The following is a 26,184-nucleotide window of genomic DNA, read 5'->3' as shown; positions in this document are numbered from 1 at the left end:
GGCGCCCCCCCCCGCCGGGGCCGGCGCCTGGCCGGAGGCCGCGGTGGTGTCGTGGCTGTTGGTACTCACCCTCGCCATTATGGCCGCAGCGTCCAATCGCTTGTTCAAGTGGACGACCGGTGACGCGCCGCACGGAGCGCCGTACGATGCGCCGCGCGGCCCGCGCCGGGCGGGCGGCGGCGCCGGAGCCCGGCCCTCAGGCCAGCAGCCGCGCCAGCTCGCGCACCGACGGGCAGGGCCAGCGCAGCATGCAGGAGTGGCAGCGCAGCGCCGCGGGCGCCTCCGCGCTGGAGACGCCGCCGCAGTCGCGGGGGTGGTGCAGGTCCAGCAGGCTGAGGCAGAAGTCGGCGAGCGCGGTGACCTCGTCGCGCGCGTTGGCGTAGAACGCGACGTCGTTGATGCGCAGCAGGGCGTTCTCACCGGCCTGCGGGGGGATGCCGACGGTATCGGGGGCCCACGGCACGGCCTTGTCGGCGCGATCGCGGATGCCTTCGACGTAGAGCCGCAGGCGCTGGTGGTCGTCGAGGCGCCCCATCGAGGACGCGAACATGTCCGAGACCGACATCGGTATTCCCCCTTGCCGCGCGGGGCCGCTCCGAGTCCAACCACACCACTGACTACTCACAGTACACGTTGAGTAACCGATCGTCGTAGTCGGGGGGAGGGTGTCGACCCGGACGCGTCGAAGGCCGGTCCGGATCCCCTTCCGGCCCTGCCCCGGGACATGCGTACGGGCCGCCCCGGGGGCGTGGGAGCGGCCCGTACGCGGGAGGCGGAGACCGCCGCGGCGGTCACCTCGGAGCATCGACGGCGGTGTCAGCCGCAGCTTCCGCCGCAGCTGCACGAACCGCCACTCTGACATCCGCAGCCGCAGCCGGAGCCGCAGCTACAGCCGCCGGGTGCGGGGGGAGCGGGCACGGACTGGATCATGGTCCCTCCTCGGTTCCGACACGCGGCGCGGGCACGGCGCGAGGCGCGTGTTCCCGGCACCGAAGTGGGGATTCCCGCCAAGGGAGATCACCAATCGCCGCCGCCCAACCCGTCATCCGCGCCCGGCGGGGATCAGGCGAAGAAGCCCGACACCGGCGCCGGCCGGCGCAGCATCCGGTACAGCCACACCTGCCCCGCGATCATCAACGGCACCACGGGCGCCAGCGCGAACACCACCAGGGCCAGGGTGCCCGCCGGGGCGGCCACGACCGGGAGCTCCACCGCCGCGGCGACCAGCAGCGGCGGCACCGCGATCGCCACCGCCGAGGTGTGCCGCGACAGCCGCGGCCCCGACAGCCCGGCCGTCGCGGCGACGGCCACCCCCACGACCACCGCGGCGGCCGCCGCGGCCTGCGGGCGCTCCAGCGCCGCCGCGGCCCCCGGCAGCAGGGCCGCGCCCGCCGCCAGGACCGTCCCGCCCAGCGCCACCCGGGCGAGCACCCGCGTGGCCTGCCCGGCGACATCGGCGCACTCGGCCGGGTTCACGGCCGCCTCGCGCCGCGCCACGGCAAGGCCGCCCCGTGCGGGCGGGAGGGCGCCGCGCAGCGCGGCCCGCGGCTCGGCCCCGGGCGGCGGCACCAGGCGCTCGGCACCGAACGCCGCACCGCGCAGCGCGAACAGCGCGACCATCGTCGCCGCGCACACCAGGGAGAACGGGTCCAGCGGCGCACCGCCCGACAGCAGCCCGCCGATCACCAGCCCCCAGCACACCGCGAGCACCCAGCTCCCGGCCGTGATCGCGGTGTCCCACGCGCCGTGCCATCCGGCCGCATCGACCCTGCCGCGGAACCAGAGGCCGGCGTCGCGCAGCAGCCAGCCGGCCAGCAGGGCGGTGAACACCGGCCACAGCTCCACGATCACCCCGCTCTTCAGCTCGGGGAACAGCCCGGCCACCACGCCCACGGCGCCGACGAGCCACACCTCCGAGCCGAGGAAGTAGGGGGCGATGGCCGAGACGGTCCGCCGCCGGTCACCCGGTGTCCGGGCCAGGTAGGGCATCAGCATCCCCAGCCCGATGTCGCACCCCGCGAGCACGAAGTAGCCCACCACCAGACCGGTGAGGACGAGGACGGCGAGGATCTCCATGGGGTCGTCTCCTTCGGACAGCCGGGCTAGAAGGTGTGGGCGGGCACGGCGGGATCGGCGTCTCGCTCCGGTGCCGGGGCCAGCGGGCCGCCGTCCGGGCCCCGCCGCGCGAAGCGCACCAGCAGCCAGAAGGTGATGGTCGCCAGGGCCGCGAAGGCGGCGGTGAACAGGGAGAACGACACCGCGGCCATGGCGGGTGACATGTCGGTCATCGCATCGGCGGTGGTCAGGTGGTGCACGACCGCCCACGGCTGGCGCGAGGTCTCGCGGTAGATCCAGCCGCCGATGCTCGCCAGGTAGGGCAGGAACGGGGTGAACACCATCGGCCACAGGAACCAGCGCCACCGGTCGATCCCGCGGAAGAGCCACACGACGAGGATGACCACGCTCAGCATCGTCATCAGCAGCCAGCTCAGCGTCATGAAGACCTCCCCGGCGGTGCCGATGCCCGTGGCGACGCCGCCGCCCTGCTCGTAGGCGCCCTCGATGGCCGCGATCTCCTCGGCGGTGTAGGTCAGCCCGCTGGTGGGCGGGCCGTCCTCGGAGAACGCGAACTGCACGCCGCCGGTGATCGAGGCCGGGAACACGGACAGGGCGAAGACCAGGGCGGCGCGCCGGATGCCGCGGCCGAACATGCCGTCGGGGTCGTTGCGGCGGGCCAGGTGGTAGGCGCTGACGGCCGCGATGACCAGGGAGCCGACGATCAGCGCGGTGTTGGCGATGTGCGCCAGCGCCAGCAGGGCGCTCGGATTGGCGGCCAGCGCGACCGGGTCGGTCAGCTCGGCGACACCGTCGTTGATCTCGAAGCCCACCGGGTTCTTCAGGAAGCCGTTGGCGACCAGCACCCAGTACGCCGACGCGTAGGCGGTGGCCGTCACCACGGCGAAGCAGGCCAGGTGCGCCCAGCGGCCCATGCGGTCCCAGCCGAAGATCCACAGCCCCAGGAACGTCGACTCGATGAAGAACGCACCCATCGTCTCGACCGCGAGCGGCGCCCCGAACGCGTAGCCGAACGTGTCGCTGAGCCCGCTCCAGTTGGTGGCGAGCTGCAACTCCATCACCAGGCCCGAGAGCACCCCCATGCCGTAGTTCACGACGTAGAGGCCGCCCCAGAACCGGACCGCGCGCATGCGCGCCTCGTCGCGGCGCACGGTGGCGCTGAACTGGCTCGCGAGGATGAACGGGGCCAGCCCCAGGGTGAGCGCCACGAACAGGTAGTGGATGCTCGCGGTGAACGCGAACTGCAATCGCGCAAGGAGGAGGGGATCGTCGAACATGGGGCCTCGTCGGTCGGGCGGACTCGGATGCCCCGATCCTGATCGCCCGGGTGCCCCCAGGGCGTCGCCCACGGGAAGGCTTCGCGGCTACCCCGGGTGGAGCGGGCGCCCGCCCTGGCCTACGCCCCGAGGTGTAGGGGGCGGGCCGGGGTGTCCCCGGCCCCGGCTCCGGGGCATCCCCGGGCCGGGCCGCCCGCGACCGGTGTCAGTCCACCCACCCCGGTGTCACCAGGCCGCTCTCATAGGCGATCACCACGAGCTGCGCGCGGTCGCGCACCTGGAGCTTCACCATGGCGCGGCTGACGTGGGTCTTGGCGGTCGCGGGGCTGACCACCAGGCGCTCGGCGATCTCCGTGTTGGACAGGCCGGCGCCGACGAGGGCGAGGACTTCGCGCTCGCGCTCGGTGAGGCCGTCCAGCCGCACCACCTGCTCCGGCCGGCGGGGCCGGCGCGCGTAGTCGGCGATCAGCCGCCGGGTGACGTTGGGCGACAGCAGCGCATCGCCGCGGGCGACCACCCGCACCCCCTGGAGCAGGTCCTCGGGCTCGGTGTCCTTCACGAGGAAGCCGCTGGCGCCCATGCGCAGGGCGTCGAAGATGTACTCGTCCAGGTCGAAGGTGGTCAGGATGACGACGCGCACCCCGCCGAGGCCGGGATCGGCGAGGATCCGCTCCGTGGCGGCCAGCCCGTCCAGGACGGGCATCCGGATGTCCATCAGCACGACATCGGGCCGCTCGGCCGCGGTCAGGCGCACGGCCTCGCGGCCGTCGGCCGCCTCGCCCACCACCGTGATGTCGGGCGCGCTGTCGAGCAGCGCCCGGAAACCGGCGCGGACCAGGGCCTGGTCGTCGGCGAGGGCGACGCGGATCATGTCGTTCCATCCTCAAGGGAGCCCACGGGCTCGGGCGGGGCGGCGGTGGCGCCGTTGTCGGGCAGGGTAGCCCGGACGGCGAAGCCCCCGGCGGGGTGCGGGGCGGCGTCCAGGGTGCCGCCCAGGGCCGCGGCGCGTTCCCGCATCCCCGCGATGCCGTTGCCCGGGGCGAAGCCGCCGGCGCTCGCTGTGCCGTCGTCGCGCACCTCCACGGTCAGCCCCGCGGCGGTGAACGCCAGGTCAACGGTAACGGTGGCCGCGCCGGAGTGGCGCACGGCGTTGGTCAGCGATTCCTGGACGATGCGGTAGGCGGCGGCCTCGACACCGGCCGACAGCCGGCGGCGGCCACCCGTCGCGGCGACGCGGACCTCGATGCCCGCGCTCCGTGCCCCCTCGGTGAGTTCGCCGATGCCGTCCAGGCCCGGGGCGGGCGAGCGGGGCGCCTTCTCATCGACGGTGCGCAGGACGTTCAGCGTCGCGCGCAGCTCCCGCAGCGTCTCCCTGCTGGTCCGCTTGATGATCGCCAGCGCCTCGGCCGCCCGCTCGGGTTCGGCGTCGATCAGGTACAGCGCGCTGCCCGCCTGCACGTTGATCTGCGAGATGTTGTGCGCGACCGTGTCGTGGACCTCGCGGGCGAGCCGGACGCGCTCGTCCGCGGCGCGCCGCCGGATCGCCTCCTCACGTGTGCGGGCGGCCTCCTCCGCCCGCTCGCGCTCGGCGGCCAGGTACTCATTGCGCCTGCGCACGGCCTCGGCGGAGATGAGGACCACGAGCATCCAGGCGAGCATGGCCAGCGCCGCCCCGGGGCGGAGCAGGCCGTAGGCGAGGGACTCCCACCCCCCGATCACCAGGGACTGGGCACAGCCCAGGAGCCACGCCTGCCACCGGTGGCCGTCGACCGCCGCACGGAACAGCGTGTAGGCCCCGACCGCCCCCAGCGCGCCGTCCGGGAACGCCATCGGGTAGTAGGCGGTCGTCGCCGTTGTGCTCACCAGGGCGACGGCCACCGGGAGCCGGTCGCGCCACAGCAGCGGGAGCACCGCCACCGCTATCAGCAGCAGGCCCCACGGCATCAGCGGGCGTCCCGTGTGGTCGCCGACCCCGAACTCGGCCAGCACCGAGGACCCCACGGCCAGCACGGCGGCCACCGCGGTGGCCACGGTGTCGCCGCGGGTGGGGCGCAGGCGGAGGCGGGACGTCATGACACGAAGGTACGCCGCGGCGGTGGTGGTGGCGCGTCCTCCCCGGGGAGGGTCCGCACCGGCCGGGGGTACTCCGAGCGGAGTACCCCCGGCCGTGACGAGGACACCGGTGCGGCGAAGGCCGCGGACGGCCTCAGCCGCGGGCCCGCCGCCTCTCGAGCGCCCGGGCGCCCGCGTCGGAGCCCATCGCGGCCACCAGCAGCGCGGAGCCGACGGCGCCCAGCGCGGTCATCTGCTCGCCGAGCAGGACCATCGACAGCACCGCGGCGGTCAGCGGCTCGGTGATGCCGCCCACCGCGGCCGCCGTGTCCGAGGCGGTGCGCAGCCCGCCGAAGAACGCGAGGTAGGCCAGCGCCGTCGGGACGAGGGCGAGGAACGCGAGCAGGCCGAGCGAAAGGGCGTCGGCCGGAACCGCCAAGCCCGCCGCCGCACCGGCCGGTGCCAGCAGCACCCCGCCGACGAGCAGCCCCAGGCCCACGTTCACCAGGGGGTCCAGCCCCGCCACCGGTTTGCGGTTGGCCAGCGTCATCAGCGAGAACACCAGGCCCGCGCCGAGCGAGCAGCCCAGGCCGGCGGCGAGCCGCGCGGGCGACGCGTCGGCGCCGGGGAACCCGGCGAGCAGCGCGAGCCCGGCGACGGCCAGGAGCACCGACACCACCAGGCGGCGCGCCGGCAGGGACCGCGACCCCAGGCAGATCCCGATGGCGACGAACACCGGGACACTGCCGATCTTGACGAAGGTGGCCAGCCCCACGGGGACCAGCGCGAGCGAGGCGAAGTACAGGCTCTGGAACACCGCGTGCAGCACGCCGTTCAGGACGAGGCGCGCCAGCAGCGGCCGGGTCAGCGGCAGCCGCCGCAGCCGGCCCGACACCCCCAGGAAGGCGGTGATGAGCAGGCCGCCGAGGAGCAGCCGGTAGGTCGCCACCGCCAGCGAGGGGACGCCGGACACGTCCTGGAGGAGGTGGCCGGCGAGCCCGCCGGTGCCCCACAGCACGCCGGCGGTGATGAGCAGGAGAAAGCCCCGCTGCGCGGACACAGGCGAAGCGGCGGCCGGAACGGCCGGGATGGTTCGGGACATGACAGGGACTCCGACGTCGGCACGGAAAGGGGAACCGTGGGCGCCGGGACGTCACGCGGATGCGATCGAAGAATGCGCGCGCTGCGCTGCCGCGCCGGTCGAGCGGCGCGGGGTGACGCCCCGGTCAGATCCGGGGCGGGGGCGTGACGAACAGCCGAGTCTGGTGGACCATGGAGCCGAGACTAACAGCCGCGGGTTCCCGGGGCGCGCCCGGTGCTCGATGCCGGTGATCCGCCCGCCCCCGATGCGGAACGCGATCACCGGGCCGTGCGTCCAAGCAAGAGCAGCCCGTCCCCCTCCGCACCGGCGGGCCTCCTCCCCACAGTCAGGAGCGAACAGTCCGGCAATGAGCTACCCCTATTACGGTCCCGCCTACGGCCAGCCCCAGCCCTACGGGCCACCGAACGGCCACCCTCCCGGCCCGTATCCGCCCCAGGGGCCGCCGCCCGCGCCGACGCCCCACATCGATATCCAGGCGCTCCAGAACGAGTCGCTGGACGAGGCGCGGCTGAACCTGCGCGTCATCATGAACAACGACCCCTCCACGCTCGGCACCGATAAGCTCGCCTACTCGGTGAACCCCGGGCTCACGGCGCTCATCGTGCGCCGCCTTCCCGACCCCTCGAAGTCGGTGCTGCTCGACAAGCGGCACACGCACCGGTGGGGGTGCACCAAGGCGGACCTGTGGGGGATGGCGCTGGCCAACATGGCCTACGAGCCCGTCGACGTGCGGACCTTCGAGACCGACGCGGACACGCTGGTCTGCGCCGTCATGGGCCAGGGCTGGCCGGGGGCCGCGCACGTGATGCGGCTGCCCGAGATCGTCCGTGAGCCGATGCCGTTCGGTGCGATCCTGATGATGCCGAACAGCAATACCCTGCTGTACGCGGTGCTGCGCAGCCAGCGCTCGCGCCCGCTGATCTCGTTGCTGTTCAACACGGCGATGAGCCTCGCCGACGGCGACCTCTTCGTGGACCAGATGCTGTGGTGGCGCGAGGGCAAGCTCCGCGGGATGTCCGCCCGCCCCGACCCGGGCGGCGGCGTCCAGCTCCGCCAGGACAAGGAGTTCACCTTCCTCCTCGACCACGAACTCCCGGCGTACTGACCCCGGGGCCACCAACGGCGCGGTGGCCCCGGGCGGGGGGATTCCGGCCGGTTTCAGGCGACGGACGTCGCCCGTCGGGACCTGGCGGACCGCCAGGTGAGCGTGAAGACGACACCGGTACGCGGCTTCGGCAGCGGCCCCCAGGAGTCGGCGATGTAGTCGACCAGGGTCATACCCCGCCCGTGCTGCGCCATTGGGGTGAGGGGCCGGATGAAGGGAAGTGTCCCGCCGGCGGGACACCCCTCGTCGTCGACCTCGATGATGATCCGGCGGGTGTCGATCTTCAACGTGACCGTGAAGACGCCCCCGCGCCCGCTGGCGGTATAGCGGACGGCGTTGGTCGTCGCCTCCGAGACGAGGAGGACGGCGGAGGCGATCGTGTCCTCGGGGATCTCGAACCCCTCATGCGAGGAGAGGATCTCGTCGGTCCACACCCGCGCCTTGCGAATCTGGTCGGCCCAGCCCGGGAACCGCTGTTCGTAGGACACCGCCATTACCGCCCCTCGAATCGGAAGAGGTAGGGGCGAATCCGACGCGACCGCGTCTTCCGGTGATCCCATTTCTGGGATTGCATTCCCCGTGGGTTCATGATGTTTCCTCCCTGAATGTCCATGGTTCGAGGGCTGATTTTCGTGCTCGATGACCCTCGAAATTGATGCTCGCATCGAATATTCGCTAGAGTCCATCCATCGCTTCCAGCTGGGATCTACTGCTCTGATCTCGAATACGGAAGAATGGCTTCGCGATGGGAGGTTGTTCATGGCGATAGAAAGTGATAACGGGAACGATAAGTTCGGTGGTGCAGTGCGGAGGCTGCGCCTCCAAGCTGGAATTTCACAGACGCAGCTGGCGAAGTGCATTCCGATGGCGCAGTCCACCGTCAGTGGAGTGGAACTGGGGAATAAGTCGGTCAAACTCAAACAAGCCGAACGCCTGGATGCCGTCCTCAAGGGCGATGGACACTTGGTCCGTCTGTGGCGCAGCCTTCAAGACGGCCATCTCGTGCCCGACTGGTACCGCAAGGTTCCGGAGATGGAACGGCGGGCGGTCGAAATCCACGACTACCATCCGTTGCTGGTGCCGGGGATCTTGCAGGCACAGGGGTACGCGTTCGCGACGATTCGGGTGGCTGACCGGACCGCCTTGACCGCGGAGGTGGAGGCGCAGGCGCGGGCGCGGAGTAAACGACAGGAGATCCTGCTGAAGGACGATCCCCCGTTCCTGCGGGTGGTCCTCGACCAGACCGTGCTGTACCGCTTGCTCGGCACGCCTGAGATTATGAAGGAGCAACTGGACTATCTGCGGGAAGTGTCGACGTGGGAACGGGTGGAGATCTTGATCATCCCGCATCCCACGTGGAACCATCCCGGCCTCGTCGGAGGGTTCCGTCTCCTGAAGGTTCCCGAGGCGGGAATGGTGCTTTACCAGGAGTCCAGTGCGATGGGCGGCGTGGTCGTCGCCAGAGAAACCGTGGAAGAGCACGTCTCGCTCTGGGGAGACCTCCGGGCGCTCGCCCTTCCTCCGGATCCGTCGCGTTCCCTGATTGAGAAGGCACGAGAAGAGGTCAGATGAACATCATCGCCAGCACGTGGCACAAGGCCAGCTACAGCAAGGCCGACACCTGTGTCGAAGCGGCCTACACATCCACCGGCGGCGCTGCGATCCGGGACACCCAGCACCGAGGACATGCCACCTTGGAGTTCTCCGCGCCGGAGTGGCGGGCCCTCTTGAGTGACATCGACACGTTGTGACCTAGCGGACGAACGCGTCGTCCGGAGGCGCCGGGGAATCGAGGGCGCCCGCGTCGTGGACCGGTGGTGTGCCCGCGGCGAAGCGTTCCAGTTCGGGGCCTGAGATGAGGCGGGCCATGTCGGGGTCGCGGTGGGCTCGGCGGGTCAGGTCGTCGGTGGGGAGCCTGTTTGCCGATGCCACCAGCACCAGGTTGCCGAACCGGCGGCCGCGCATGACGCCCGGCTCGGCGATGAGCGCCCCATAGGGGAACACCTCCGCCGCCGTGGCGACCTGGGCGCGGGCGTGGCGTAGGCGGCCGCCGTCGCCGATGTTGGCGGCGATGACCCCGCCGGGCCGCAACACGCGTGCCGCTTCGGTGTAGAACTCCACCGACGTCAGCGCCGCCGGGGTGCGCGCGCCCGCGAAGACGTCGCTCACCACCAGGTCGGCCGAGTCCGTGCGGCGCTGCCCCAGCCAGATCCGTGCGTCGCCGATGCCGACGCGGATGTCGGCCCTGCGGTCCCAGGGCAGGGACCCGCGGACCAGCTCCACCAGCCGGGCGTCGATGTCGACCGCGCGCTGGCGGGAACCGGGCCGGGTCGCCGCGATGTAGCGGGCCAGGGTCAGCGCCCCCGCACCGAGGTGGAGCGCATCGACGGCCTGTCCCGGCGGGGCCATGAGGTCGGCGACGTGGCCCAGGCGGCGGATGTACTCGAAGTCCAGGTGGGTGGGGTCGGACAGGTCGACGTGGGACTGCGGCGTGCCGTCGACCACGAGCAGCCAGGAGTCGGGCCGGTCGGCGTCGCGCATCAGCTCGACCTCCGGGCGCCCGTCGGCCGCGGTGGTGGTGTCCCTGTTCCGCCCGCGCATGCGCCCCCCGATCACCGCTCTCTGCCGGGCCCGCGCCCCGGTCCGTCTCCAGCGTAGGGGGCCGCCGGGACCGGTCCGCCCGGCCCTCGGGACGTGCGGATGACGGGGCCTGCCGGGAGCCGGGCCAGGGCACGGGGCGTACGGACGACGGGACCGACCCGACACCCGGCCGGGTCACGCGGGCGGCAGGAAACCGCCGTAGGCGCCGCGGTAGAAGACGAGCGGCGCGGCCTCGGGGGTGGTGTCGCCTGGTGTCAGGCGCAGGACGCGGGCGACGACGATGGCGTGGTCGCCCGCCCGGTGCTCGGCGTCGACGCGGCAGTCGATCCAGGCCAGCGCCCCGGACATGATCGGGGTGCCGAGGGGCGACCACGCGGTCTCCAGCCCCGCGAACTTGTCGCCGCCCTTGGCGGCCAGGCGCCGGCACACGTGCTCCTGGCCGGCGCCGAGGATGCTGACCGCCAGCCCGGGGGAGCGGCGCAGCAGCGGCCAGCTCGAACTGGTGTGGGCGACGCAGAACCCCACGAGCGGGGGGTCGAGCGAGACCGACGTGAAGGAGTTCGCGGCCAGCCCCACCGGCCGCCCGGTGGCCGGGTCGTACCCGGTGACGGCGACGACGCCGGTGGCGAAGTGTCCCAGGAGGTCGCGGAACCGGCGCGGGTCGATGTGCCCGTCGGCGCGCGCCGGGTCGCGTGCGCCATAGGTCGATGCGATCGCGGTGTGGTGTGCTCCGGCGCGGTCGCCGTTCGACATGAGCGCCGCCCCCTCTCGCGGTCAGCCAAGCGCTTGCTTGGTTTGCCTACTCTACACCCGGATCCTGAACGACGCCGGGTGCGGGCGCGTCTTGGCTGCTTCGAGTTGGATGATTGACAGCAAGCGCTTGTTCGGTATGGAGTCGACGGTAAGACCCCCGGCATGTGGAGGCCCGATGCGACCACAGGTCCCCACCCCGCGGAGCGGGATGCGGGACGCCGCCGCGATCGCCGGGGTCGGGTACACGCCCTTCAGCACCGACTCCGGGGTCAGTACCACCACCCTGGCCTGCCGGGCGATCCTCGCCGCGCTCGACGACGCCGGCCTCGGCGCGGCCGACGTCGACGGCATCGCCACCCACCGCGTCGGCGACTCCAGCCCGCCGTGGGTGGTCGGCCCGGCGCTCGGCATCGACGACCCCGCCTGGTACCTGGACCAGTTCGGCGGCGGCAGCGTCTCGCACGCGGTGATCGGCCAGGCGGCCATGGCCGTCGCCACCGGCATGGCCGACACGGTCGTCTGCTACCGCGCCATCAACGCCCGGTCGGAGTTCCGCATGGGCGGGGCGGGCCGCGCCCCAGCGGGCGCATTCGACCTCCAGTACCAGGCCCCCTACGGGCTGATCGCGCCCGTGCAGCACTACGCGCTCCTCGCCCGCGCCCACATGCTCGCCTACGGCACCACCCACGAACAGCTCGGCCGCGTCGCGATCCAGCAGCGGGCCAACGCCGCCCGCAACCCGCGCGCGCTCAAGCGGACCCCCATCACCATGGCCGACTACCTTGGCGCGCGCTGGATCAGCGAGCCGTTCCGGCTCCTGGACTGCTGCCTGGAGACCGACGGCGCCTGCGCGGTCGTCGTCACCTCCGCCGAACGGGCGCGCGACCTCCGCCGCCCCGCTGTGCACATCACCGGGGCCGCCTGGGGCGGCGGCCACTCCACCTACTCCTCGGGAACCGCGGGGGAGCCGCCCGCCACAGCGGACACCACCACCTCCTACGCCGCCCGCCTCGCCCCCCGCCTGTTCGCCATGGCCGGGCTGGGCCCGGCCGACATCGACGTCGCCCAGCTCTACGACTGCTTCACCTGGACCGTCCTGGTCCAGCTGGAGGACTACGGCTTCTGCGCCAAGGGGGAGGGCGGCCCGTTCGTGGAGTCCGGGGCGACCGCGCCCGGCGGCCGGCTGCCGGTCAACACCCACGGCGGATTCCTCTCGGAGGGCTACGTGCACGGGATCAACCACATCACCGAGGCCGTGCTGCAACTGCGCGGGGAAGCGGGCGAGGGGCAGGTCCCCGGCGCCGAGGTCGCGCTGTCCACCGCCCAGCCCGGGTACGTCCTCGCCGGGACGTCGGCGCTGCTGCTGACGGCGGCCCGGTGACCGGCGACGGGCCGCCGCGCGGCCGGGCGCCCGCCGGCCCCCCGGATCGGCAGCGGCCGCACCCGGCGGCCGACCGCGATTCCGCCGCCTGGTGGCGGGCCGTGCGCGAGCACACCTTCCCCCTCCAGCGCTGCACCGACTGCGCGGCCCTGCGCCACCCCGCCCGGGAGGTCTGCGGCCGGTGCCGGTCCTTCGCCTGGGCCTGGACCCCCGCCCTGGGCACCGGCACCGTCGACGCGTGGACCACTACCCACCGCGCGGTGCACCCGGCCTTCGCCGGCCTGGTGCCGTACACCGTCCTGCGCGTCCGCCTCGACGACGCACCGGGTCTGTGGTGCTGGGGCGGGCTGGCGGCGGCCGCCGACCCGGGCGTCCTCCGTGCCGGACTTCCGGTCCGAGCCGTCTTCACCGACGCCGACGCCGACCTCACCCTGATCGACTGGGCGCCGCGCTGACGGCCTGCCTGCGATCGACCTCGCCTCCGGACACGCCTCACACGGCGCCGATTTGCCTCTGACACTGATGTCAGGTCCTAGCGTGGCCGGGTGGCTCTTGCGCCACGGGCGCACGGGTGCCGTGCGGTCACAACGAGGGAGAGGACGAGGTACCGGCAATGTCGACTCTGGGGATCATCGGCAGCGGAAACATCGGAGCCGCGGTCGGGCGGCTGGCGGTGGCGGCGGACATCGATGTCGTGATCGCCAACTCGCGCGGCCCGCAGAGCCTGGCAGGACTGGTCGAAGAGCTGGGGCCGCGCGCCACCGCCGCGACCGTGGAGCAGGCCGCCCGCGCAGGGGACGCGACCCTGCTCAGCATCCCGCTGTCCGCCTACGGATCCATTCCGGCCGAGCTGCTGCGGGGCCGCACCGTGCTGGACACCGGCAACTACTATCCCCACCGCGACGGCCGGATCGCCGAACTCGACTCCGAGGAACTGACCACGACCGAACTCGCCCAGCGGCTCCTTCCCGGTGCCCTGCTGGTCAAGGCCTTCAACAACATCATGGCCCACCACATCCCCCAGCTCGCCCGTCCCGCGGGGGCCGCGGACCGCAGCGCCCTGCCCATCGCCGGCGAGGACACCGGTGCCAAGGAACGGGCCGCGAAGCTGATCGACCGGCTCGGCTTCGACACCGTCGATGCCGGGACGGTGGCCCAGAGCTGGCGCTTCGAGCCCGAGTCCGGCGCCTACACCCACATCTACCTCGCCGACCCGGACGTGCCCTTCGACCAGATGATGCAGGCCCCCGCCGCCCCGGTGCCGGCCGAGGAGCTGCGCGCGGCACTGGAGGAGAGCGAACGGGTGAGGGTGGCCGGGCGCACCTTCTGACGGTTCGCAACGGAGCCTTCGCCGGTCTTGTCGGCGGAGGCCGTCGTCTCTCCTCTCCGTCCAGGGCCAGGTCGCGTACAGGGCACTACCCTGAGACCTGACATAGATGTCAGGAAAACCGGAGAGGCGGCTTGTGCGAATCGGTGAGCTCTCGGGGCGGCACCCAGGGCCACTCCTGAGCACCGTCCGGGCGGTATCCCGCCGGTTGGCGCCCGGCCGCCGCCGAAGCCGGGACCGGGCCCCGCTTCAGCCGCCCGTCGCTCTACGTCTCAGGGCCGGCTTGTCGGTCTTGCCCGTCGGACCCGTCGGCAGCGCGTCGACGATCACCACCCGCCGCGGCACCTTGTAGTTGGACATGTGCCCCCGTGCCCACTCTGTCAGCCCGTCCGCGGAGACTCCACGGCCCCTGCGCGCGACGATGAACGCGCACCCCACCTCGCCCAGCCGCGGGTCCGGCACCGGCACCACCGCCGCCTGCGCGACATCGGGGTGGCGCAGCAGCAGCGCCTCGATCTCGGCCGGGTAGGCGTTGAACCCGCCGACGATGAACATGTCCTTCTTCCGGTCCACGACCGCCAGGTTCCCGGCCGCGTCGAGGACCCCGATGTCGCCCGTGTGCAGGCGGCCCGCGGCGTCCACGGCGGACGCGGTGCCGCCGGGGTCGCCCAGGTAGCCGCGCATCACCCCGTACCCGCCGACCAGGATCTCCCCGCGCTCCCCGGCCGGGAGTGCGGCACCGGCGTCGTCCACGATCCGCACCTCGACCCCCGGCATGGGCCGCCCGGCCGTGGACGCGATGACGTCCACCGGGTCGCCCGCCCGCGTCATCGACACCACCGTGCCCTCGATCAGCCCGTAGGCGTTGATCATCCGGCGGACCAGGCCGCCGCGCCGCCCGCCGGCGAGTTCCGCCCCTTGGTCGACCCCGAGCAGGCGGCGGATCAGCTCCGGCGGCACCGACGCGGCGCCGCAGATCCCCACGCGCAGCGACGACAGGTCGTGCCCGGCCTCCGCGCCGTCGAGCAGGCCGTGGAACAGGGTCGGCGGCCCGGCCAGGACGGTCACGCGCTCGCGTTCGACCAGGCGCAGCAGCCGTCCGGGGTCGAACACCGCCTGCGGCAGCAGCAGCGCCGCCCGCATCACCCCGGCGAGCAGGCCCGCGTTGACCCCGAACCCGTGCGAGAACGGGGCGATGACCGGGTAGCGGTCGCCCTCCCGCAGGCCGACGACGGCCGACCAGTCCCAGTACCCGCGCAGCAGCTGGGCGTGGGGGATCAGCACGCCTTTGGGAGCGCCCGTGGTGCCGGACGTCGCGAGGACTTCGGCGAGGTCGTCGCCGGCCACCGCCAGCGCGCGCCGTTCGGCGCCGGCCGGGTCGACGCCGTGGCCCGCTGCGGTGAACGCGGCGAACGCGGTCACGCCCGGGAGCGCGGCGGCGGGGTCGCCGGGGTGGGCGTCGAGCAGGACCACGCGGTGCAGCTCCGGCAGGCCGGCGAAGGGGCGGCCGTCGTCCGCCGGCCCGCCCGCCGCATCCGCGATCAGCCGGACGAAGGACGTGCCGAGGAAGTGCTCGGTGGTGAAGAGCACGCGCGCGCCGGTGCGCCGCAGCAGGTCGGCGGCCTCGATCCCGCGGAACCGGCTGGACAGCGGGGCGAGCGCGGCCCCGGCGTCCCAGCACCCGAAGGCGGCCGCCGCCCACTGCGCGGAGTTGGGCGCCAGCAGCGCCACCCGGTCGCCGGGCCCCACCCCGGCCGCGATGAGCGCCCGGGCCACCCGCCGCGCCTGGTCGGCGAGGCCGGCCAGCGTGAGGCGGGCGCCGTCGTCGGCCACCACCACGGCACCGGGCCGCGCCCGCGCCTGGGCCCGCAGCATCCGGGGCAGCGACGTCCACCCCTCCGGCACCGGCGAGAATTCGCCGCCCGTCGCGGCATCGACGGCATCCGCGCCGTCCGGGGGCAGGGGGTCCGCGGACACGGGATCGGTCACTCCCTTCCTGGACCGCCGCCAGGACCTCGGCGAGGCCTGCTGGGCGGCCCGCTTCCGGGCCGCTATGGAGAGCCCGGCGGAACGGCTCACGCGTGCGTGGTCAGGGCGGGCAGGCGGTGGTGCGGTCGCGGCCGAGGTGGTGGCCGCGGGTGTCGGTGACGGTGGCGGGGCGTCGCTCGGTGTCGGGGTGTTCCTCGATCTGGACGCCGATACGGACGGGGGACAGGTCCGTGAGGCTCTGCTCGATCCGGGAGCGCCACATCGGGTCGGCCACCAGGGATCCCCGGGTGAAGGTCACGCGCAGGGTCGCGGTATCCAGGGTGCCCTCCCGGCGCAGCCACAGGTCCCAGTGGGCGATGCCGTCGATCCCGGCCAGGGCGCGCTCCAGCCCCGGCAGCGCGACCCGGCGGCCGCGGACCAGCACCTCGTCGCCCACGGTGTGGGCGGGCGGCGGGACCGCCGGGGCGCCGTCCGGGGCCACTGCCACCAGGCCCGTGCGCACCGTGGCGCCGGCCAGGCCGGTGTGCCACGCCGGCGCGGTGACGATCTCCGCCGCGCCCGCCGGATAGGGGGCGGCCAGCAGCGTGTCCTCGGCGAGGGGGGCGAGCCCCAGCAGCCCCGGCGCGGCCGGGGTGAAGCCGGGCTCCCCGGGGCCGCGGTGCGCGATGGCCACGTGCAGCAGCGGGTCGGTGAACAGGTCGGTCACCTCGGCGCCGAACTCGGCGGCGAGGTGGCGCCGGGTGGCCTCGCCGGTGATCTCCCCGACGAGCAGCAGCCGCCGCAGCCCCAGGTCCAGCGGGTCGGCCAGGAACTCCAGGTGCAGCCGGGCGAGTAGGTCCATCGCACCCGTGGGGGTGATGGCGAGCGCGGTCGCCCCCACCGCCTCCAGGGTGCGCAGCAGCCGCATGCGCCCGCGCGGGCCGACCGACGCCGCCGCGGCGCCCGCCGCGACGGCGGCCTCGGCCAGGAGCCCGCCGGTCGGCTCGCCGTCGTCGTTGAGCGCCGCCACCACGCGGTCCCCGGAGCCGATCCCGGCCCCGGCCAGGGTCTGCGCGGCCACGGCCACCCCTGCCGCCCGATCCCGAGCCGAGAGGACGGCCGCCGGCCCGCCCCCGGGCGGAACCAGCAGCAGGCCGGGGCCGGACGGGGCGTCGTCGGGACGGCCGCGGGCATCGGGGCCTCCGCGGGCGTCGCACCGCAGCCACGAGGTCCCCGCGCGGATCCGAGGGGTGGCGGTCATGTGTCACCGCCCTCGGGTTCGCTCCGCACGTGGTCCGGGGCCCGCCCCGGCCGGTGGGCGCGGTGGTGCACCGCCGCGGCACGGCCGTACGCCGTCCCGAGATGCGCACCAGGGACGGGCGGCGCCGGGGCCGCCGGAAAGCGCGTGGTCATTGGGGCATCACCTCGTCGCGGAACAGGCGGAGGGAGTCGCACACGTGGTGGTGGGCGAGGCCGCCCACCTGGGCCTGGAGGAGCAGGTCGGTGGCCCCGGCCGCCTGGATCTCCTCCAGGGCCTTGCGGGAGCCCCCGGGGTCGTCGAGGACGACCATGCGGTGGCGGCAGAGGGTGTCGAGGGCCTCCTCGGGGGCCATGCCCGCGGCGAGCTGGCCCAGGACGCGGTGGGTGGCGTGCCGGGCGTCGTAGTAGCCGGGCGGGGTGACCAGGTTGACCTGGCGGCGGATGTACCAGAGCACGGCGTCGGCCGCGGTCTCGACGGCAGCCGCGCGGGTGGCGGCCACGTGCCAGGGGATCATCAGCGCCACCCGGCGCGCGGCCGGGTCGTGCCCCGCCTCGGCCAGGGTTTCGCGGTAGGCGGCGATGTCGTCGGCGACGTCGTCCAGCCCCTTGAGCATCGTCATGCCGAGCAGGTTCCAGCCGCGCCGCGCCGCCGCGAGGTAGCCGGCGCGGCTGGTCGACGCGACCCACACGGGCGGGTGCGGGTCCTGGACCGGCCGCGGGTACACGCCCACGCCCGGCACGCTGAAGTACTCGTTGTCGATGCTGACCGGGGCGCCGTCGGCCCGCCAGATCTCCAGGACGGCGTCGAGCGAGTCCTCCCAGATCCGGCGCGAGTGCTCGAAGGGCCGCTGGAACGCCTGGTACTCCAGGGGCGAGGCGCCGCGCCCGGTGCCGAACTCGACCCGGCCGCCGGAGAGGACGTCCAGTGTCGCGACGCGCTCGGCGGTGCGCACGGGCGGCTGGAACGGCAGCAGCACCACACCCAGGCCCAGCCGGATGCGGCGGGTGGTGCGGGACAGTGCGGCCAGGATGAGGTCGGGCGCCGAGGAGTGGGAGAACCCGCGGGTGAAGTGGTGCTCCACGAACCAGGCGGCCTCGTAGCCCAGTTCGTCCGCCAGCTCCACCTGGGCCAGGACGTCGGCGAACGCGCGCTGCTCGACCTCGCGGGTGCGGCCGCGCACCTCCACCTCGTAGCCCAGGCCGACCCGTAGCGACGGCATCGCGCCTCCGAAGTCCCGTGCCGACAATAACAACCAAGCGTTCGCTTGGTAGCGTAACAGCAGGATGCCCGGCCGACAACAGCGTCACATCCGCGCAGGTCCGGCCCGCCTCCGGCAACGCCAACGGCCGGCGCCCCGCACGGGCACCGGCCGTTGTCAGTCCGTTCTACTCGCCGTCGAGCAGGTCCAGCTCCTCCGGCGACAGTTCCAGGCCGGCCGCCGCCGCGCTGTCGCGGATGGTCTCCGGCCGGGACGACCCCGGGATCGGCACCACGTGCGGGCCCTTCGCCAGCATCCACGCCAGGCACACCTGCTGCGGGCTCACCCCGTGCGCCTTCGCGACCTCGGCGAACGGCGCGTGGCGGTCGGCCAGGGCGCCCGCGCTCGAGATCCCGCCCAGCGGGCTCCACGGCAGGAAGGCGACGCCCAGCTCGCCGCACAGCTCCAGCTCGGCCTCGCTGGACCGGAACCCCGGCGAGAACTGGTTCTGCACCGACACCAGGCGCCCGCCCAGGACCTCGTGGGCCAGGCGGATCTGCCCCGGGTCGGCGTTGGAGATCCCCGCCGCCTGGATCTTGCCCTCGTCCAGCAGCACGGCCAGCGCGCCCACCGACTCCTCGAACGGCACCTCGGGGTCGGGCCGGTGGTACTGGTAGAGGCCGATCGCCTCCACCCCCAGGCGGCGCAGCGAATCCTCGCAGGCGGCGCGCAGGTGCTCGGGGCTGCCGTCGAGCGTCCACGTGCCGCCCCCGGGGCGCAGGTGCCCGCCCTTGGTCGCGACCAGGACCTCCGAGGCGTCGGCGCCGCGGGCCGCCAGCGCCTCGGCGACCAGCGACTCGTTGTGCCCGATGTCCTCAGGGCCGAGGTGGTAGGCGTCCGCGGTGTCGATCAGCGTGACCCCCGCGTCGAGCGCGGCGTGGATGGTCGCGATGGACCGCTCCCGCTCGGGGCGGCCCTCGATGGACATGGGCATGGCGCCCAGCCCGATCGCACTCACGGACCGCTGGCCGATGTTTCGCGTCTGCATATGCCGGTGTCTCCCCAGTCGAACGGATGCGAAAGGCCGCCGGCGGCGTGCGCGGTCCCCCGCCGTGCGCGGCGTGTCACCAGCCTGGCCGCGGACGCTTAAGCTGTCCAACAGAAGAAACCGATCGCGGCGTTCGCTTCAGGTGATCAATATGGAACTGCGGCAGCTACAGTACTTCGTCGCCGTGGCGGAGGAACGCCATTTCACCAGGGCGGCGCGGCGCATGCTCGTCGCCCAGTCCGGCCTCTCGGCGTCCATCCGCTCGCTGGAGCGCGAACTCGGCGCCCCCTTGTTCGTCCGCAGCACCCGCCGGGTCGAGCTCACCGACGCCGGCCACGCGCTGCTCCCCGAGGCCCGCCAGGCGCTGGCCAAGGCCGAGGACGCCCGCGACGTCGTCGCCGCCGTCCGCGGCCTGCTGCGCGGCACCCTGCGCGTGGGCACCCTCCAGTGCCTCGGCGGGCTCGACGTGCCGCGCGTCCTCGCCGACTTCCGCGCCCGCCACCCCGGTGTGGAGATCCGGCTCCAGCAGGACGGCTCCGGTGCGCTGCTCGACGGCGTCCGGCAGGGCACCCTCGACCTCGCCTTCACCGCCGACGACGGCCGCGGCGGCGACGGCCTCCACCTGACCCCCCTCGCGGCCGAGCCCATGGTCCTGGCCTGCGGGCCCGATCACCCCCTCGCCGCCCGGTCCGAGGTGCGCCTCGCCGACCTCGCCGGGTCCCCCTTCGTCGACTTCACCGACTCCTGGGGCACCCGGGGCGCCGCCGACCGGATGCTCGCCGCCCACGGCGTCGAACGCCGCGTCGAGCTGGAGGTCAACGACGTCCACACGCTGCTCGAACTCGTGGCCTACGGGCTCGGCGTGGCCATCGTTCCCGAGCACTTCCGCGGCAAGAACGCCACCGCCGTGTTCGTGCCCATCGCCGACGCCGAGCCGTGGCGCACCACCGCCGTGACCGCGGCCGCCGGCAGCGGGACCGCGGCCCGCGCACTGCTGGGGATGGTCACCGCTGCGAGCGCCCCCCAGTGCCGCTAGCCTGGAACCCCTCTCCACGCGAATCGCCACCGATTCGCATCCCACCCGATCCTGTACGTACCGAGGAGTGGCCGTGCTGCTGCGGATGTCGAACCTGTTCCTGCGCACCCTGCGCGAGGACCCGGCGGACGCCGAGGTGCCGAGCCACCGGCTGCTGGTGCGCGGCGGGTTCGTGCGCCGCGCGGCACCCGGGGTGTACTCCTGGCTGCCCCTCGGCAAGATGGTCCTGGACAACATCGCCGCGGTCGTGCGCGACGAAATGAACCGCATCGGCGGCCAGGAGGTCCTGCTCCCCGCGCTGCTGCCCCGCGAGTACTACGACGCCAGCGGCCGGTGGACCGAGTACGGCGACAGCCTCTTCCGCCTCGTCGACCGCAAGGGCGCCGACTACGCCCTGGGCCCCACGCACGAAGAGCTCTTCACCCTGCTGGTCAAGGGCGAATACTCCTCCTACAAGGACTTCCCCGCGATCCTCTACCAGGTCCAGGAGAAGTTCCGCGACGAAGCCCGCCCCCGCGCCGGCGTGCTGCGCGTCCGCGAGTTCCACATGAAGGACTCCTACTCCTTCGACATCGACGACGAAGGCCTCCAGCGCTCCTACGACCTGCACCGCGGCGCCTACATCCGGATCTTCGACCGGCTGGGCCTGAAGTACGTCATCGTGTCGGCGATGTCGGGCGCCATGGGCGGTTCGGCGTCGGAGGAGTTCCTGGCCGAGACCCCCACCGGCGAGGACACCTTCGTCCGCAGCACCGGGTCGGCCTACGCCGCCAACGTCGAGGCCGTCCGCACCCCGGTCCCGCCCGCGCTGCCCCTCGACGGCCTGCCCGCCGCCCAGGTGCACCACACCCCCGATACCCCCACCATCGCCACCCTGGTCGACCACTTCAACGCCGCCGGTCTCGGCCGTACCTTCACCGCCGCCGACACCCTGAAGAACGTGCTGGTCAAGACCCGCGCGCCGGGCGAGGCCGAGTGGGAGGTCATGGGCATCGGCGTGCCAGGCGACCGCGAGGTCGACTTCAAGCGCCTGGAGGCCGCCCTCGCGCCGAACGAGGTCGAACTGCTCGACGACGCCGACTTCGCCGCCCACCCGTTCCTGGTGAAGGGCTACGTCGGCCCCGGCGCCCTGCTCCAGAACAAGCTGCGCTACCTGGTCGACCCCCGCGTGGTCGAGGGCACCCGCTGGGTCACCGGCGCCGACAAGGCCGACCACCACGTGCTCGACCTCGTCGCCGGCCGCGACTTCACCCCCGACGGCACCATCGAGGCCGCCGAGGTCCGCGAGGGCGACCCCTCGCCCGACGGCGAGGGCACCCTCTACACCGCGCGCGGCATCGAGATCGGCCACATCTTCCAGCTCGGCCGCAAGTACGCCGACGTCTTCGGCCTCGACGCGCTCGGCCCCGACGGCAAGCCCAAGCGCGTCACCATGGGCTCCTACGGGGTCGGCGTCTCGCGCCTGGTCGCCGCCATCGTCGAGCAGTCCCACGACGACAAGGGCATCGTGTGGCCCCGCGAGGTCGCCCCCGCCGACGTGCACGTCATCGGCACCGGCAAGGGCGAGCAGATCGAGGTCGCCCTGCGCATCGCCGGTGAGCTGGAGGCGCGCGGCCTGCGGGTGCTGGTCGACGACCGCAAGGGCGTCTCCCCGGGCGTGAAGTTCACCGACGCCGAGCTGCTCGGCATCCCCACCGGCCTCATCGTCGGCAAGGGGCTGGCCCAGGGCGTGGTCGAGCTCCGCGACCGTGCGAGCGGCGAGCGCTCCGAGATCCCGCTGGACTCCGCGGTCGACCACGTGGCGGGCATCGTCCAGGGCGCCTGAGCCGCGCCGCCGTCCCGGCGCGGTGCGCCGCGCCCGCCGGGGCGGTCAGTCCGTCTCGCTCTTGCCCGCCTGCGGCCCCTCGCCATCGGGGAACCCCGGGAACGCCGTCACCGATCCGCCCCAGGTGAGCCGACGGACCACGGCCTCCTGGAGAGAGCGCGCCGCGAGGTCGCGCAGCCAGGGGTCGGCCGAGGCGGCGAGCTGGAGGTAGGTCTGCTCGGCCTGCTCCTCCAGTTGCGCGGCGAACGCGGTCAGCTCGGCGTCGTCGCGGTCGGGCAGCTCATAGGCGCTCGCCCCCGCGACGGGTGTGGCGTTGCGCTCGACCAGCTCGTCGCGGAGCGTGTCGCGCTGCGCGCGGTGGGCGTCGAGGCTCGTGTAGGAACGCTCCCGGCCCGCCCCCGTGGAGTGGGCGCCGATGTAGCCGTAGCCGTAGACCGCGGCGTGCTCGGCGCGCAGCGCCTCCTGGAGCGCGTCGGTGTCGGAGAACTCCTCCGGTGTGGATGATGACCCCATCATGCCTCCGCGAGCTGGTGGACGTGGCCCGCCTCGCACGCGCCGACCGACGCGATCAGCTGGGCCAGACCGGATTCGCCGATCCGGGCCGTTTGCAGGATCCGGGAGCCCGCCGCGCTCTGCTCGGCGACCCGCAGCCCCGCCACCGACACCGGTTCATCGGGCACCGGCTCGGGACTGGGCCCGGGGGAGTACTCGGGCTCCTCCGGCTCCTGGCCGCCGTGGTCGGGCATCCGCCCGCGTAAGGCGTCGAGGTGGGCGCGGTGGTCGGCGAGTAACCGCTCCAGCAGGCCGACCGGGCCCTCACCGGCGGCGATGGTCGCCTCGTAGCGGGCGATCATCCGCGTCTTGTCGGTGATCACCCCGCGCAGCACGTACTCATCGGGGCTGATCTCGCTGGGGTACCAGGCCCCCTGGCACCCGCTCAGCCCGGCGGCCGCAAGTCCCGCGATCACACCGACGACGACGGTACGGCGGCTGACGGCGCCGTGGTCGTGGCCCACGCCTGTCTCCTCATCATTCTCCGCAGAAACGAGGGGGACGCCCCGAACGCCGGTGACGCGTGACCGTGCCGGCGGCCGGCGACGGCCGGACATGCGGCACGAAACACCATCCTTTCATGACGGGCGCGCATTTTGTGCCCACCTGTACGCGGCGGGTCGCGGCCCGCTGGGTGGTCCTAGCGGGAAGGACGCCCCGCTCCGGAGCCGCGCGCTGCGGCCTGGGGTGCCGCCGACAGTGGATACCCTTGAGCCGGTACCGCCGCCACCGTGGCGCGCGGACGACGAACGTGCACAGCCGGACCGCCCCCGCACCCCGACCGGGAACCGGGCGGCGTCCGCCGAGGAGGATCACTGATGGGCGCGCAGGCTCGCCATGACCGTCTCGCCGAACTGCTGGGGCCCGTCCTCGCCGAAGCCGGGCTGGACCTGGAGGACATCGAGGTCACCCCGGCGGGCAGGCGGCGGCTGCTGCGGGTGGTGGTCGACTCCGACAGCGGCGTCGACCTCGACACCGTCGGCACCATCAGCCAGGAGATCTCCGCGGCCCTCGACTCCACCGACGCCATGGGCAAGGCCCCCTATGTGCTGGAAGTGACCTCGCCCGGCGTCGACCGGCCGCTGACCCTGCCGCGGCACTGGCGGCGTTCGCGTGGGCGCCTCGTGCAGGCCCGCCTGGCGGGCGGCGACGAGGTCGAGGGGCGGGTGAAGGACGCCGGCGAATCAGGGGTCACCCTGGAGGTCGACGGTCAGGATCGTGTATACGAGTACTCCGACCTGGGGCGCGGCAAGGTGCAGGTGGAATTCCGCCGCGACGCCGACGTCGACGCGGCGGACTAGAGGGGGAGCCCCGTGGATATCGATATGAGTGTCCTGCGCAGCCTGGAGCGTGAGAAGGACATCTCGGTGGACCTCGTCGTCAAGGCGATCGAGGACGCCCTGCTGATCGCCTACAACCGGCAGGAGGGCACCGAGACCTCCGCGCGCGTCGAACTCGACCGCGCCACCGGGCACGTCACCGTGTTCGCCGCCGAGACCGACGACGAAGGGCGCGTGGTCGGCGAGTACGACGCCACCCCGTCCGGGTTCGGCCGGATCGCCACCTCGACCGCCAAGCAGGTCATCCTCCAGCGGCTGCGCGACGCCGAGGACGAACTCACCCTCGGCGAGTTCGCCGGGCGCGAGTACGAGATCGTCTCGGGGATCATCCAGCAGGGCAAGGACCCCCGCAACGTCCTGGTCGACCTCGGCAAGATCGAGGCCATCCTGCCCCCGCAGGAGCAGGTGCCCGGCGAGCCCTACGAGCACGGCGAGCGGCTGCGCGCCTACGTCGTCCAGGTGCGCAAGGGGCACCGCGGGCCGTCGGTCACGCTGTCGCGCACCCACCCCAACCTCGTGCGCAAGCTCTTCGAGCTGGAGGTGCCCGAGATCGCCGACGGCACCGTCGAGATCGCGGCGATCGCGCGCGAGGCCGGCCACCGCACCAAGATGGCGGTCCGCTCCAACAAGTCCGGCGTCAACGCCAAGGGCGCCTGCATCGGCCCGCTCGGCAGCCGGGTGCGCAACGTGATGGCCGAGCTGAACGGCGAGAAGATCGACATCGTCGACCACTCCGACGACGCCGCCGTCTTCGTCGGCAACGCCCTGTCGCCGGCCCGGGTCACCCGGGTCGAGGTGCTCGACGCCGCCGCCAAGGTCGCCCGGGTCACCGTCCCCGACTACCAGCAGTCGCTGGCGATCGGCAAGGAGGGCCAGAACGCCCGGCTCGCCGCCCGGCTCACCGGGTGGCGGATCGATATCCGCTCCGACGCCGAGACCCCCGGCACCGCAGGCGCTCCCGAAGCCGCCGAAGGAACCGGGGACGCCGCCGACGACGGTGCTCCCGGCGCGCCCTCCGACGCACCGACGCGCTAGACTGGGTGCACGTGGCCGGTCATACCCCTATGCGTACGTGCGTGGGCTGCCGGTCGCGGGCAGCTCAATCCGAATTGGTGCGGCTGGTGGCGGGTTCCGGCGTTGTCGAACCCGACCCCTTGCGGCGCCGTCCGGGTCGGGGAGCCTACCTCCATGCCGACCCCCGATGCTGGGAGTCCGCGGAGCGGCGGAGAGTGTGGCCGCGGGCCTTCAGGACCGCGGGAGGGCTCGACACTTCGCGTGTCGCCGCCTACCTCGATGTCCCTCCTCGCGTTGGAGGCGCTCGCAGATCCGGATAGGGTTGGAATGATCACGCCGGTCACATGGTTGTAACGGCCATATGTTCGGCGGGTCTTGCCATGTCACAGATGTCCGTACATGGCCGACCCATTGTTGTGTAACTACGAGGAAGCGGGTCGAGATTGCGATGAGCGCTCGATGAGTACGCAGCGATGAGTACGTCAAGCTAACGACGGTCCGGCACAAGCCCATGTCCCGGACCAGGTAGAGGAGAGCAGTGGCGAAGGTCCGGGTATACGAGCTCGCGAAGGAGTTCGGAGTAGAGAGCAAGGCCGTTCTGGCCAAGCTCACTGAAATGGGCGAATTTGTGCGGTCCGCCTCATCGACGATAGAGGCTCCCGTCGTCCGCCGACTCAAGGAAGCATTCAACAACGGCTCCGCCGACAAGAAGAGCGGCAAGCCGCGCCCTGCTGGGGGTGGAGCCGCCGACACCGCGGGTCCGCGCCCGGCGGTCCCGCGCCCGGGCCCCAAGCCCGGTGCGCGTCCCAGCGCGCCCACTAGCGGTTCCCCCGCGGCGGGCGCGCCCGCAGCCCCCAAGCCGGGCCCCAAGCCCGGCCCGCGTCCCGCCGGCCCCAAGCCCGGCGGCGAGCGCCCCGCAGCGGGCGGCCGTCCCGAGCGCGCCGAGCGTCCGGACCGTGCCGAGCGCGCGGAGCGTCCTGACCGCGGCGAACGCGGTGAGCGCCCCGAGCGCCCCGAGCGCGGCCCGCGTCCCGACCGCGGCGAGCGTCCCGAGCGCGGTTCCGGCCGCCCCGAAGGCGGCAAGGGCCCCCGTCCGGGTCCGCGTCCGGCCGGTCCCCGGCCGGGCAACAACCCGTTCGCGTCCACGGCCACCGGCATGGGCTCCAAGCCCGCCCCGCGCCCCGGGCCCCGGCCCGGCCCGCAGGGCGGCGCCGCAGGCGGCCCCGGCGGCCCGCGGCCCGGCGGCGGTGAGCGCGGCGGTCCGCCGC

General features: G+C 73.5%; 27 protein-coding genes. 12 read left to right on the top strand and 15 right to left on the bottom strand.

The genetic code is table 11. The features are described 5' to 3' along the window. Nucleotides 1-196: 196 nt before the first annotated feature. From ACFOVU_RS26295 to ACFOVU_RS26270, 6 genes are all read right to left on the bottom strand, one after another. A complete protein-coding gene (locus ACFOVU_RS26295; protein WP_378537891.1) occupies nt 197-565 on the bottom strand; it encodes a hypothetical protein in 369 nt (122 codons plus the stop codon). 497 nt (nt 566-1,062) lie between these two features. Beyond that, entirely contained in the window at nt 1,063-2,076 is a 1,014-nt protein-coding gene (locus ACFOVU_RS26290) for a cytochrome d ubiquinol oxidase subunit II (RefSeq protein ID WP_378537890.1), read from the bottom strand. 26 nt (nt 2,077-2,102) lie between these two features. Beyond that, nucleotides 2,103-3,353 (bottom strand): cytochrome ubiquinol oxidase subunit I, encoded by a 1,251-nt coding sequence (locus ACFOVU_RS26285; RefSeq protein ID WP_378537888.1) that lies wholly within the window; start codon nt 3,351-3,353, stop codon nt 2,103-2,105. Between the two features lie 205 nt (nt 3,354-3,558). Further along, nucleotides 3,559-4,224 (bottom strand): response regulator, encoded by a 666-nt coding sequence (locus ACFOVU_RS26280; protein WP_378537887.1) that lies wholly within the window; start codon nt 4,222-4,224, stop codon nt 3,559-3,561. Beyond that, nucleotides 4,221-5,426 (bottom strand): sensor histidine kinase, encoded by a 1,206-nt coding sequence (locus ACFOVU_RS26275; RefSeq protein ID WP_378537885.1) that lies wholly within the window; start codon nt 5,424-5,426, stop codon nt 4,221-4,223. The genes ACFOVU_RS26280 and ACFOVU_RS26275 overlap by 4 nt, the downstream gene beginning before the upstream one ends. 133 nt (nt 5,427-5,559) lie before the next feature. Then, on the bottom strand, nt 5,560-6,507 hold the full coding sequence (locus ACFOVU_RS26270) for a DMT family transporter (RefSeq protein WP_378537883.1): 948 nt from the start codon (nt 6,505-6,507) through the stop codon (nt 5,560-5,562). Between the two features lie 346 nt (nt 6,508-6,853). Here ACFOVU_RS26270 and ACFOVU_RS26265 point away from each other — a divergent pair, with 346 nt between their 5' ends. Further along, entirely contained in the window at nt 6,854-7,612 is a 759-nt protein-coding gene (locus ACFOVU_RS26265) for a hypothetical protein (protein WP_378537882.1), read from the top strand. A gap of 53 nt (nt 7,613-7,665) precedes the next feature. Here ACFOVU_RS26265 and ACFOVU_RS26260 read toward each other — a convergent pair whose 3' ends face one another. After that, the gene (locus ACFOVU_RS26260; protein ID WP_378537880.1) at nt 7,666-8,106 is read right to left on the bottom strand and encodes an ATP-binding protein; all 441 of its coding nucleotides are present in this window, start codon (nt 8,104-8,106) and stop codon (nt 7,666-7,668) included. Nucleotides 8,107-8,251: 145 nt separating this feature from the next. Here ACFOVU_RS26260 and ACFOVU_RS26255 point away from each other — a divergent pair, with 145 nt between their 5' ends. Together ACFOVU_RS26255 and ACFOVU_RS26250 are read left to right on the top strand one after the other, a co-directional pair. After that, a complete protein-coding gene (locus ACFOVU_RS26255) occupies nt 8,252-9,184 on the top strand; it encodes a helix-turn-helix domain-containing protein (protein WP_378537878.1) in 933 nt (310 codons plus the stop codon). After that, a complete protein-coding gene (locus tag ACFOVU_RS26250; RefSeq protein WP_378537877.1) occupies nt 9,181-9,363 on the top strand; it encodes a DUF397 domain-containing protein in 183 nt (60 codons plus the stop codon). Before ACFOVU_RS26255 ends, ACFOVU_RS26250 begins: the two co-directional genes overlap by 4 nt. Nucleotide 9,364: 1 nt before the next feature. Here the strand turns inward: ACFOVU_RS26250 and ACFOVU_RS26245 are convergent, their stop codons facing one another. Continuing rightward, a complete protein-coding gene (locus ACFOVU_RS26245) occupies nt 9,365-10,213 on the bottom strand; it encodes a spermidine synthase (RefSeq protein ID WP_378537875.1) in 849 nt (282 codons plus the stop codon). 174 nt (nt 10,214-10,387) lie between these two features. After that, a complete protein-coding gene (locus tag ACFOVU_RS26240) occupies nt 10,388-10,966 on the bottom strand; it encodes a flavin reductase family protein (RefSeq protein ID WP_378537873.1) in 579 nt (192 codons plus the stop codon). A 175-nt stretch (nt 10,967-11,141) separates the two neighbouring features. On the opposite strand from ACFOVU_RS26240, the gene ACFOVU_RS26235 reads away from it, so the two are divergent. From ACFOVU_RS26235 to ACFOVU_RS26225, 3 genes are all read left to right on the top strand, one after another. After that, nucleotides 11,142-12,347 (top strand): thiolase C-terminal domain-containing protein, encoded by a 1,206-nt coding sequence (locus ACFOVU_RS26235; protein ID WP_378537872.1) that lies wholly within the window; start codon nt 11,142-11,144, stop codon nt 12,345-12,347. Nucleotides 12,348-12,448: 101 nt separating this feature from the next. Continuing rightward, on the top strand, nt 12,449-12,802 hold the full coding sequence (locus ACFOVU_RS26230) for a Zn-ribbon domain-containing OB-fold protein (RefSeq protein ID WP_378537870.1): 354 nt from the start codon (nt 12,449-12,451) through the stop codon (nt 12,800-12,802). Between the two features lie 158 nt (nt 12,803-12,960). Continuing rightward, the gene (locus tag ACFOVU_RS26225) at nt 12,961-13,677 is read left to right on the top strand and encodes an NADPH-dependent F420 reductase (RefSeq protein ID WP_378537869.1); all 717 of its coding nucleotides are present in this window, start codon (nt 12,961-12,963) and stop codon (nt 13,675-13,677) included. A gap of 246 nt (nt 13,678-13,923) precedes the next feature. Here ACFOVU_RS26225 and ACFOVU_RS26220 read toward each other — a convergent pair whose 3' ends face one another. The 4 genes from ACFOVU_RS26220 to ACFOVU_RS26205 all read right to left on the bottom strand — a co-directional run bounded on the left by ACFOVU_RS26220 (nt 13,924) and on the right by ACFOVU_RS26205 (nt 19,149). Then, on the bottom strand, nt 13,924-15,549 hold the full coding sequence (locus tag ACFOVU_RS26220) for an AMP-binding protein (protein WP_378538226.1): 1,626 nt from the start codon (nt 15,547-15,549) through the stop codon (nt 13,924-13,926). 214 nt (nt 15,550-15,763) lie between these two features. Continuing rightward, entirely contained in the window at nt 15,764-16,903 is a 1,140-nt protein-coding gene (locus tag ACFOVU_RS26215; RefSeq protein ID WP_378537867.1) for a hypothetical protein, read from the bottom strand. Between the two features lie 148 nt (nt 16,904-17,051). Then, the gene (locus ACFOVU_RS26210; protein ID WP_378537865.1) at nt 17,052-18,122 is read right to left on the bottom strand and encodes an LLM class flavin-dependent oxidoreductase; all 1,071 of its coding nucleotides are present in this window, start codon (nt 18,120-18,122) and stop codon (nt 17,052-17,054) included. A gap of 166 nt (nt 18,123-18,288) precedes the next feature. Beyond that, nucleotides 18,289-19,149: an aldo/keto reductase gene (locus ACFOVU_RS26205; RefSeq protein WP_378537864.1), complete on the bottom strand. Its 861-nt coding sequence runs from the start codon at nt 19,147-19,149 to the stop codon at nt 18,289-18,291. A 151-nt stretch (nt 19,150-19,300) separates the two neighbouring features. Here ACFOVU_RS26205 and ACFOVU_RS26200 point away from each other — a divergent pair, with 151 nt between their 5' ends. Together ACFOVU_RS26200 and ACFOVU_RS26195 are read left to right on the top strand one after the other, a co-directional pair. Next, nucleotides 19,301-20,185 (top strand): LysR family transcriptional regulator, encoded by an 885-nt coding sequence (locus ACFOVU_RS26200; protein ID WP_378537862.1) that lies wholly within the window; start codon nt 19,301-19,303, stop codon nt 20,183-20,185. 73 nt (nt 20,186-20,258) lie between these two features. Further along, complete coding sequence (locus ACFOVU_RS26195) at nt 20,259-22,010, top strand: proline--tRNA ligase (RefSeq protein ID WP_378537860.1); 1,752 nt, start codon at nt 20,259-20,261, stop codon at nt 22,008-22,010. Nucleotides 22,011-22,055: 45 nt separating this feature from the next. Here ACFOVU_RS26195 and ACFOVU_RS26190 read toward each other — a convergent pair whose 3' ends face one another. Together ACFOVU_RS26190 and ACFOVU_RS26185 are read right to left on the bottom strand one after the other, a co-directional pair. Next, nucleotides 22,056-22,523 (bottom strand): ferritin-like domain-containing protein, encoded by a 468-nt coding sequence (locus tag ACFOVU_RS26190; protein WP_378537859.1) that lies wholly within the window; start codon nt 22,521-22,523, stop codon nt 22,056-22,058. Further along, complete coding sequence (locus ACFOVU_RS26185; protein ID WP_378537857.1) at nt 22,523-23,026, bottom strand: hypothetical protein; 504 nt, start codon at nt 23,024-23,026, stop codon at nt 22,523-22,525. Before ACFOVU_RS26185 ends, ACFOVU_RS26190 begins: the two co-directional genes overlap by 1 nt. A 354-nt stretch (nt 23,027-23,380) precedes the next feature. Here ACFOVU_RS26185 and rimP point away from each other — a divergent pair, with 354 nt between their 5' ends. From rimP to ACFOVU_RS26165, 4 genes are all read left to right on the top strand, one after another. Next, nucleotides 23,381-23,863: a ribosome maturation factor RimP gene (rimP, locus tag ACFOVU_RS26180; protein WP_378537856.1), complete on the top strand. Its 483-nt coding sequence runs from the start codon at nt 23,381-23,383 to the stop codon at nt 23,861-23,863. A 24-nt stretch (nt 23,864-23,887) separates the two neighbouring features. After that, on the top strand, nt 23,888-24,937 hold the full coding sequence (nusA, locus tag ACFOVU_RS26175) for a transcription termination factor NusA (protein WP_378538225.1): 1,050 nt from the start codon (nt 23,888-23,890) through the stop codon (nt 24,935-24,937). Nucleotides 24,938-24,966: 29 nt separating this feature from the next. Next, nucleotides 24,967-25,236, top strand: a complete 270-nt coding sequence (locus ACFOVU_RS26170; protein ID WP_378537854.1) for a YlxR family protein — start codon at nt 24,967-24,969, stop codon at nt 25,234-25,236. Between the two features lie 218 nt (nt 25,237-25,454). After that, the coding region (locus ACFOVU_RS26165; RefSeq protein ID WP_378537852.1) for a translation initiation factor IF-2 N-terminal domain-containing protein at nt 25,455-26,184 on the top strand (730 nt) is incomplete at its 3' end.

This window comes from Nocardiopsis sediminis (assembly GCF_042650565.1).
Lineage (GTDB): Bacteria > Actinomycetota > Actinomycetes > Streptosporangiales > Streptosporangiaceae > Nocardiopsis_B > Nocardiopsis_B sediminis.
The sequence above is the reverse complement of the archived record's forward strand: the minus strand, read 5'-3'. Positions and strand labels throughout refer to the sequence as shown.

Coding starts and splice junctions, on each gene's coding strand:
- ACFOVU_RS26220 (WP_378538226.1), bottom strand. CDS start 15,549: ATGCTGCGGGCCCAGGCGCGGGCGCGGCCCGGTGCCGTGGTGGTGGCC.
- ACFOVU_RS26275 (WP_378537885.1), bottom strand. CDS start 5,426: ATGACGTCCCGCCTCCGCCTGCGCCCCACCCGCGGCGACACCGTGGCC.
- rimP (WP_378537856.1), top strand. CDS start 23,381: ATGGGCGCGCAGGCTCGCCATGACCGTCTCGCCGAACTGCTGGGGCCC.
- ACFOVU_RS26265 (WP_378537882.1), top strand. CDS start 6,854: ATGAGCTACCCCTATTACGGTCCCGCCTACGGCCAGCCCCAGCCCTAC.
- ACFOVU_RS26290 (WP_378537890.1), bottom strand. CDS start 2,076: ATGGAGATCCTCGCCGTCCTCGTCCTCACCGGTCTGGTGGTGGGCTAC.
- nusA (WP_378538225.1), top strand. CDS start 23,888: ATGAGTGTCCTGCGCAGCCTGGAGCGTGAGAAGGACATCTCGGTGGAC.
- ACFOVU_RS26285 (WP_378537888.1), bottom strand. CDS start 3,353: ATGTTCGACGATCCCCTCCTCCTTGCGCGATTGCAGTTCGCGTTCACC.
- ACFOVU_RS26210 (WP_378537865.1), bottom strand. CDS start 18,122: ATGCCGTCGCTACGGGTCGGCCTGGGCTACGAGGTGGAGGTGCGCGGC.
- ACFOVU_RS26255 (WP_378537878.1), top strand. CDS start 8,252: ATGACCCTCGAAATTGATGCTCGCATCGAATATTCGCTAGAGTCCATC.
- ACFOVU_RS26245 (WP_378537875.1), bottom strand. CDS start 10,213: ATGCGCGGGCGGAACAGGGACACCACCACCGCGGCCGACGGGCGCCCG.
- ACFOVU_RS26215 (WP_378537867.1), bottom strand. CDS start 16,903: ATGACCGCCACCCCTCGGATCCGCGCGGGGACCTCGTGGCTGCGGTGC.
- ACFOVU_RS26205 (WP_378537864.1), bottom strand. CDS start 19,149: ATGCAGACGCGAAACATCGGCCAGCGGTCCGTGAGTGCGATCGGGCTG.
- ACFOVU_RS26240 (WP_378537873.1), bottom strand. CDS start 10,966: ATGTCGAACGGCGACCGCGCCGGAGCACACCACACCGCGATCGCATCG.
- ACFOVU_RS26280 (WP_378537887.1), bottom strand. CDS start 4,224: ATGATCCGCGTCGCCCTCGCCGACGACCAGGCCCTGGTCCGCGCCGGT.
- ACFOVU_RS26170 (WP_378537854.1), top strand. CDS start 24,967: ATGCGTACGTGCGTGGGCTGCCGGTCGCGGGCAGCTCAATCCGAATTG.
- ACFOVU_RS26295 (WP_378537891.1), bottom strand. CDS start 565: ATGTCGGTCTCGGACATGTTCGCGTCCTCGATGGGGCGCCTCGACGAC.
- ACFOVU_RS26190 (WP_378537859.1), bottom strand. CDS start 22,523: ATGGGGTCATCATCCACACCGGAGGAGTTCTCCGACACCGACGCGCTC.
- ACFOVU_RS26200 (WP_378537862.1), top strand. CDS start 19,301: ATGGAACTGCGGCAGCTACAGTACTTCGTCGCCGTGGCGGAGGAACGC.
- ACFOVU_RS26225 (WP_378537869.1), top strand. CDS start 12,961: ATGTCGACTCTGGGGATCATCGGCAGCGGAAACATCGGAGCCGCGGTC.
- ACFOVU_RS26260 (WP_378537880.1), bottom strand. CDS start 8,106: ATGGCGGTGTCCTACGAACAGCGGTTCCCGGGCTGGGCCGACCAGATT.
- ACFOVU_RS26270 (WP_378537883.1), bottom strand. CDS start 6,507: ATGTCCCGAACCATCCCGGCCGTTCCGGCCGCCGCTTCGCCTGTGTCC.
- ACFOVU_RS26235 (WP_378537872.1), top strand. CDS start 11,142: ATGCGACCACAGGTCCCCACCCCGCGGAGCGGGATGCGGGACGCCGCC.
- ACFOVU_RS26250 (WP_378537877.1), top strand. CDS start 9,181: ATGAACATCATCGCCAGCACGTGGCACAAGGCCAGCTACAGCAAGGCC.